This window comes from Streptomyces sp. GbtcB6, from assembly GCF_019091475.1.
Taxonomy (GTDB): Bacteria; Actinomycetota; Actinomycetes; order Streptomycetales; family Streptomycetaceae; genus Streptomyces; species Streptomyces hyaluromycini.
The window spans coordinates 77207-83738 of the sequence record NZ_JAGXJL010000041.1; the positions used below are offsets into that span (position 1 = coordinate 77207).

Consider the following 6532-nt stretch of genomic DNA (forward strand, 5'->3'; position numbering starts at 1 on the left):
TCGGCCGATCGGGAGGACTTTGCCGCCCTCCTGCCGACTCCAGGTACCCGCGACTTGCCGGCCGACCGTCTTTCCCTGCACATGAAGCGCCTGATGGCCGTGATCGACAACGAGGACCGCGCCAACACCCAGCAGTCGCCCGCCCGCCCGCGGTACCGGCCCTGGTTGCGTCCCGTCCTGGTCACCTCGGCGCTGGCCGTGACGGTGATCACCGGTGCGGTGGTCATCAGTGACTGGGACAACGGCAACACCACTCATGCCGGTACGCCGAACCCCGTCAAGAGCGTGGCCGGCGACCCGGGATCAAGCGCCACCGCACAGCAGAACCCGCCCGTGGGCAAGCTGCGCGGCTTCGAAACCGTGAAGGACCTCACGGCGGCCGCCGATCTCGTCGTACAGGGCACCGTGGTCGCTGCATCCGGTTCAACCGAAGACAGCGTCCTCGAATACCAGGTGGAAAAGGTCCTCTACGCCGCCGACGGCTCGCGGGTCGCCGCGGGGGACCGTATCAACGTGACCCAGCTGGACCCCGGGATCGCGGACTCGGGCCAGATGTCCAGGCTGGAGCCCGGCCAGCGGACCGTGCTCTACCTCGGCTTCGATGGGGAGGACTACAGCCCTCTCAGCGGTGACTTCGGCATCTTCGACGTCACGGGCGACACCGCGACCGCCCGTTCGGCCGCCATGTCGGTGAGGGGACTGCGCACCGCCGACGGCGATCTGACGCCGGACAACAAGTTCACCACGTCCCTGGCCGACCTCAAGTCCGTGGCGCAGGAGCGCGCCGCCGGCGAGAACTGACGGATCAAGCCCTAGGCAGGACGGGATCAGGCGCCTGGTCCCGCCATGCCGTCATGCCGTCATGCCGTCATGACCTTTCGCGTATGCGGAAATCACATAACTCGAGGAGACATCAGTTGAGGAAAAGAGAACGGGTCAGCATCTCGCTGGCCTTTGGCCTGATTGGCGTACTGTCCGTGGGGACGGCCCTGGCCACAGCGAGCCAGCCCGCATCGGATCAAGAGGGCGCGGGCCAGAAAGTCACAGGCCGGGAAGTCAAGGCGGCGGCCTTCGGCGACGGAGGACTCACGTCGGTCACTCTGCTCACCGGTGACCGGGTCTACGTGGACAGCAAGGGCGCTGTCGCCAGAGTGGAGCCGGGCAAGGGCCGCAGCGGAATCCGGATCTCGACTTACCGGATCAAGGGCATCTCGTACGTCATTCCCTCCGACGCCCTGAGCATGGTGGCCGCCGGAACCCTGGACCGCCGCCTGTTCGATGTCGCCGGTCTTGTCAAGGCGCAGTACGACGACGCGCGCGTCAGCTCCGTGCCGCTGATCGTCTCGTACGCCAAGCCCGCCACGGCCGGACCGAAGTCCAAGGCGCAGAAGGACATCACCGCGGCGGGCGCGTCCCGTACCCGCTCGCTGCCGGTGCTCAACGCGGATGCCGTGTCCGTGCCCGTCTCCGACGCGACCAGCGCCTGGAAGGCGCTGACCGAGGCGACCGACGCCGCCGACAAGGGCGGGCAGCAGGCCCGTAAGGCGGCTCCGGGGATCGCACGTATCGACCTGGACGGCAAGGTCACGGCGAGCCTGTCCCGCAACGTCTCGCAGATCGGTGCCCCCGATGCCTGGAAGGCCGGCTACGACGGCACAGGCGTGAAGGTCGCTGTGCTCGACACAGGGATCGACCAGACCCATCCCGACCTCGCCGGCCGGGTGATCGCCGAGAGGAACTTCACCGACTCCAGGGACATCATCGACCGCGTCGGGCACGGCACGCACGTCGCCTCGATCATCGCGGGCTCCGGCGCCAAGTCAGGCGGAGAATACCGGGGCGTCGCGCCCGGGGCGCGGATTCTCGACGGCAAGGTGCTGGACGACACCGGCTCCGGGACTCAGTCCGACATCATCGCCGGCATGGAGTGGGCGGCCGAGCAGGGCGCCAAGGTCGTCAACCTCAGCCTGGGCGGAGACAACGACGCGGAGGAGGACCCGCTCGAACGGGCGGTCGACCAGTTCTCGGCCGACAAGGGCGTGCTGTTCGTGGTCGCGGCGGGCAACCAGGGCCCGGGTCCGCGGACCATCGGCTCGCCAGGGAGCGCCGCGTCCGCGCTCACGGTCGGCGCTGTCGACGGCCAGGACCAGATCGCCGAGTTCTCGTCCGTCGGTCCGACGGCCGAGGGCCGGGCAAAGCCCGACATCACCGCCCCCGGCGTCTCCATCGTCGCCGCGCGGGCAGCGAACGGCTACCTCGGCACCCCCGCCGCCGACGGATACGTGTCGATGAGCGGTACGTCGATGGCCACCCCGCACGTCGCCGGCTCCGCCGCGATCCTCGCCCAGCAGCACCCCAAATGGAACGGCGAGCAGCTCAAGCAGGCGCTGACCAACTCCGCCGAGCCGACCGACGGCCTGAGCCACGCCCAGCAGGGCTTCGGGCGGGTGGACCTGACCAAGGGCATCAAGCAGACCCTCACCAACACACCCGGCGTTGTGGACTTCGGTACACAGCAGTGGCCGCACGGCGACGACAAGCCGGTCACCAGGACGGTTACCTTCACCAACGACGGCGCCTCGGACGTCACCCTCGACGTCTCGGTGGACAGCAACGCCCCGCAGGGGATGTTCACCCTCGGCTCACCGAAGGTGACCGTGCCCGCGGGCGGCAGCGCCGGTGTTCAGGTCACCGCGGACCCCCGGGCTGGTTCCCTGGACGGCGCGTTCAGCGGCACGGTGATCGCCAAGGCGCCGGACGGCCAGATCATGCGCACCAGCGTCTCGGTGGTGCGGGAAGTGGAGTCGTACGACCTGACCGTTCGCTCGCTCGACGCGCAGGGCAAGCCGACGAGCGGCGCTGTCACCGTCTTCGGCGTCAACACCGGCACGATCGGCCAGCTCCAGAATCCGGACGGCAACGGCAACGTCACCTTCCGGCTGCCGAAGGACGACTACATCGTGGAGGACCAGATCACCACTGGCCCCGGTGACAGTGACGGCGCCCTCGTGGTCCGGCCCAAGCTGACCTTGGGCAAGTCGCAGACGCTGACGCTCGACAGCCGGACGGCCAAGCCCATCCGCGTCACCGCGCCGGACAAGGCGAAGATCGGCCACGCGTCAATCGACTACGCGGTCACCAAGCCGGACGGATCGCCGGCGTTCGGCACGTGGTTGAGCGGTGACTCCTTCGCGGGGATACGGGTGGCCCAGGCCGGTCCGCAGCTGCCCGGCAAGCAGTTCAACGCCCAGATCAGCGGCGTATGGTCCAAGGGAACGACCCGCTACAACCTCGTCTACACCCGTACGAAGTCGATGTACACCGGCTTCACCCACACCGCGTCACTGAGGGAACTCACCCTGGTGAACGCCAAGGTGGGGCTGTCGGCTCCCAAGGCGAAGGGCGCGATCACCGCGTCCTGGACCGGGTACGAAGGGGCCGACGGCTTTGCGGGCGCGGGCGGCACCATGAACCTGCCGGTCACCTCCAAGCAGTACATCTCGGCGCTGCCCGGCCTGAAGTGGGCCTTCTCCTTCAATCAGTACAACGCCCTGAATGGCGAGATCCAGACCGGCCAGAGCACCGACTACCGGTCGTACCCGGCCGGGCGCAGCTCCACGGTCACCTTCAACGTTGGGCCCTTCACTCCGACCGTCGGGGCACCGGTCCGGACCGGGAACCTCATGCAACTGTGCATGCCGTTGTACAGCAACGGCGCGGCGATGGAAGGTGTTTCGGTGGTCACCAGCGGCCAGACCGTCTTCCGTCTCAACGGTGAGAAGTTCCTGGAGTGGCCGACCGCCTGCAAGGCCATCGACGGTCTGCCCAGCGAGCAGTCCACGATCAGGATCGACTCGCACTATGTCCGTGCCGCGTCGGTCAGCGGGGTGTCCAGCGAGATCACGGCGGCGTGGACCTTCACCACCAAGAAGAAGGACGACGACACCCCGGTCACTCTGCCGCTGTCCAGCCTGCGGTTCAGCCCGAAGCTCAGCATGGCCAGCACCGCCAAGGCGGGCACCAAGCTCACCGTGCCGCTCACCGTGGAGGGATCAGCCGCGGGCGCGAACCTGAAGTCGCTCGGCGTCAAGGTCTCCTACGACAATGGCGCCACCTGGCGGAACGCCCCGGTCACCACCAAGGACGGCAAGAAGTACCTTCGACTGAGCCACCCCGCGAAGGCGAAGTCCGTCTCCTTCAAGGCGACGGTCGTCGACAAGCAGGGCAACACGTACGCGCTCACTGTCCTCAAGGCGTACTTGCTCAAGTGAGAACCGCGCCGCAAGAGCACCGCGGTCATGAGCACTGCTGCACATGAACCGCAGTACATGAGCACCGCGCAGCGCCGCTCCCTTCGTGACCTCTCACGGTGGGAGCGGCGCCGTACTGGTGCTCGAAGTGTCTACGGGAACATGTGCTGGACGTGGGTTTTCACCAGGCCGCGGTAACGGGAGCGGCGCAGGCCGTGGGCACGAACGTTCTGCGAGAGGGTGGCTCGATGCCGGCTCGGATCGCCTAGCGCGCTGCCCTGCTTCGGCGGTCCGGTCGAGCCGGTTGCGCAGTCGGATCTCATGGAGTTCGCGGGTGGGCAGCAGGGCAACGGCGCTCGGCCGGGTGACGGAGGTGGTGCACTCCGGTCGGACTGGGCAGGCCAGGCAGTCGGCCGGCCTCGGCCTGGCGGCTGTTGTTGGCCACGACGGGGCCGAGCGGGATGATGCCGCGCACCCGGGCGGCCCGCTCGATGTGCGCCGGGGTGACGTATCCGCTGTCCACGACGTGCTCGCGCGGCAACAACTCCCGCTGCACGGTCGACAGGGGGATCGTCCAGCGGACTGTCGAGAGCCATCGTGAGGATGTAGGCCCGTGGTGGCCGCCCAGGTCACCGGAGCCGGTCCACGCCGGGCGGAGTTTAAGGCGACGTGCATGGGAGCCGACCGACGCCGGCCATCTCATCCGTAACACCGAAGTCGTCCGGAGCCAGGCATACGAAGCCCTCCAGGATGGCCATCCTGGAGGGCTTCGCCGGCACCCATTGGAGGTCGGTACCGGACACCACCCGTGGTACGGCGGGCCTGGGTGGCGTCTCTGTCCTTGTGGGACGGCTTCACGCGACGGTATCTTCCGTGCCTGCCACGCGACCTTGAGGCCTAGCCCGAGCGGAAGCAAACCGAGGTAGGGGACAACGGGTTCGGGTAGAAGGGTGACTCCGAACCCTGCGGCGACGGCACCGGCGAGGATTGCGACGAAGCGGAGGTACTGCCCGGGCACGATCCGTCGGGCGGAGCCGTGGTACCCGGCGCCCTGAGCGAAGAACGGCGCCAGCCACGATGTTGTCGATGTTGGTGACATGCATGGTCGTTCACGTGATTCCGGCGGACCTCGCGCGGTGAACCGTGCGGCCGGGCGGGTGTGACTCCCGATCGAGCGTCACACTTTGTCCGTCACAATGCCCCGCGGGCCCTCGGCCGTCGTGCTGACGATGTCGAAACGCATGATCTCGGCGCCCTCCTCGGTGTAACGCTCCCACGTCGGCAGTTCGGCGTGCTGGGGATTTCCGGTGCGGATGAAGGAGATCCAGGCCTGGTGCATCGCGGTGCTCAGAGCCTGCTGGGCCGGGGGTGCGATGCCGTCGACCAGTGGCGCGTGCGACCAGTTGTCGAAGTTGTCGAACACGAACGGCAGGTCCAGGCAGTGTGCGGCAGCCAGCCGGCCGTTGTACGCGGGGGTTGTGTAGTCGAAGCTGTACGCCCACACGGGCCGTCCGCGGGCGGCCCGCCCCTGGGCCACCTTGATGTCCGGCGCGATGAACAGCTCGTCGGAGATCAGGTCCATGAGGACTTGCAGGGGTGTGGCGCCCGGGCGCCGGGCCTCGTAGGCGGCGTAGACCTCGGCGGCCTTGTCACCGAAGGACTCGGCCGCGCGGGCCAGGACTTGTTCCCGGGTCGTGTCGGCGTACATCGGGTTGAGAGCGAAGGCGAAATTGGCTTCGTCCTTGGTCCACCCGATCAGGACGTCGATGTCGAGTGCGGCGTCGTCAAGGACCAGGTCCACCGGATCGCGGGCCAGGTTCACGTCGTCGATCACCGGCTCGAAGGCCAGCGGCCAGTAACCCCAGCGCGCGGAGCGCCTGAACATCTCGTCGCACGCCTCGATCAGGCTGGTCCAGGGGACCTCGCGCAACTCGTCGAGGTCCTTCGCGCCGACCGTGTCCAGATAATTGGCGGTGATCTCCTGGGATTCGGTGCGGGTGCGGATGCGCAGACCCAGGGGCGGGCTTTGCAGGATGGCGCGCTGGAAGAGGGCGCTGGACTGCGGGTGCGTGGCGAGCGCGGCGGCCGAGAAGGCACCGCCGGACTGCCCGGCGATCGTGATGTTGGAGGGGTCCCCGCCGAAGGCCGCGATGTTGTCCCGGACCCAGTGCAGGGCCGCGATCTGGTCGGTGAGCCAGTAGTTGCCGGGCTCCGTGTCCGAGCCGCCGGGCTCGGCGCCGAAGTAGAGGAAGCCCAGCGGCCCGAGCCGGTAGTTGATCGTC

General features: G+C 68.1%; 4 protein-coding genes. 2 read left to right on the forward strand and 2 right to left on the reverse strand.

Features of this window, described 5'->3' with window-relative positions; translation table 11 throughout:
- Window positions 1-93 precede the first annotated feature (93 nt).
- On the forward strand, window positions 94-801 hold the full coding sequence (locus KVT45_RS42270; protein WP_217554781.1) for a hypothetical protein: 708 nt from the start codon (window positions 94-96) through the stop codon (window positions 799-801).
- Between the two features lie 176 nt (window positions 802-977).
- Entirely contained in the window at window positions 978-4271 is a 3294-nt protein-coding gene (locus KVT45_RS42275) for a S8 family serine peptidase (protein WP_217554782.1), read from the forward strand.
- A 298-nt stretch (window positions 4272-4569) separates the two neighbouring features.
- Here the strand turns inward: KVT45_RS42275 and KVT45_RS42280 are convergent, their stop codons facing one another.
- Entirely contained in the window at window positions 4570-4806 is a 237-nt protein-coding gene (locus KVT45_RS42280; RefSeq protein ID WP_217554783.1) for a hypothetical protein, read from the reverse strand.
- Between the two features lie 621 nt (window positions 4807-5427).
- Window positions 5428-6532: carboxylesterase/lipase family protein (locus KVT45_RS42285; RefSeq protein WP_217554784.1), on the reverse strand; the 1105-nt coding region annotated here is incomplete at its 5' end.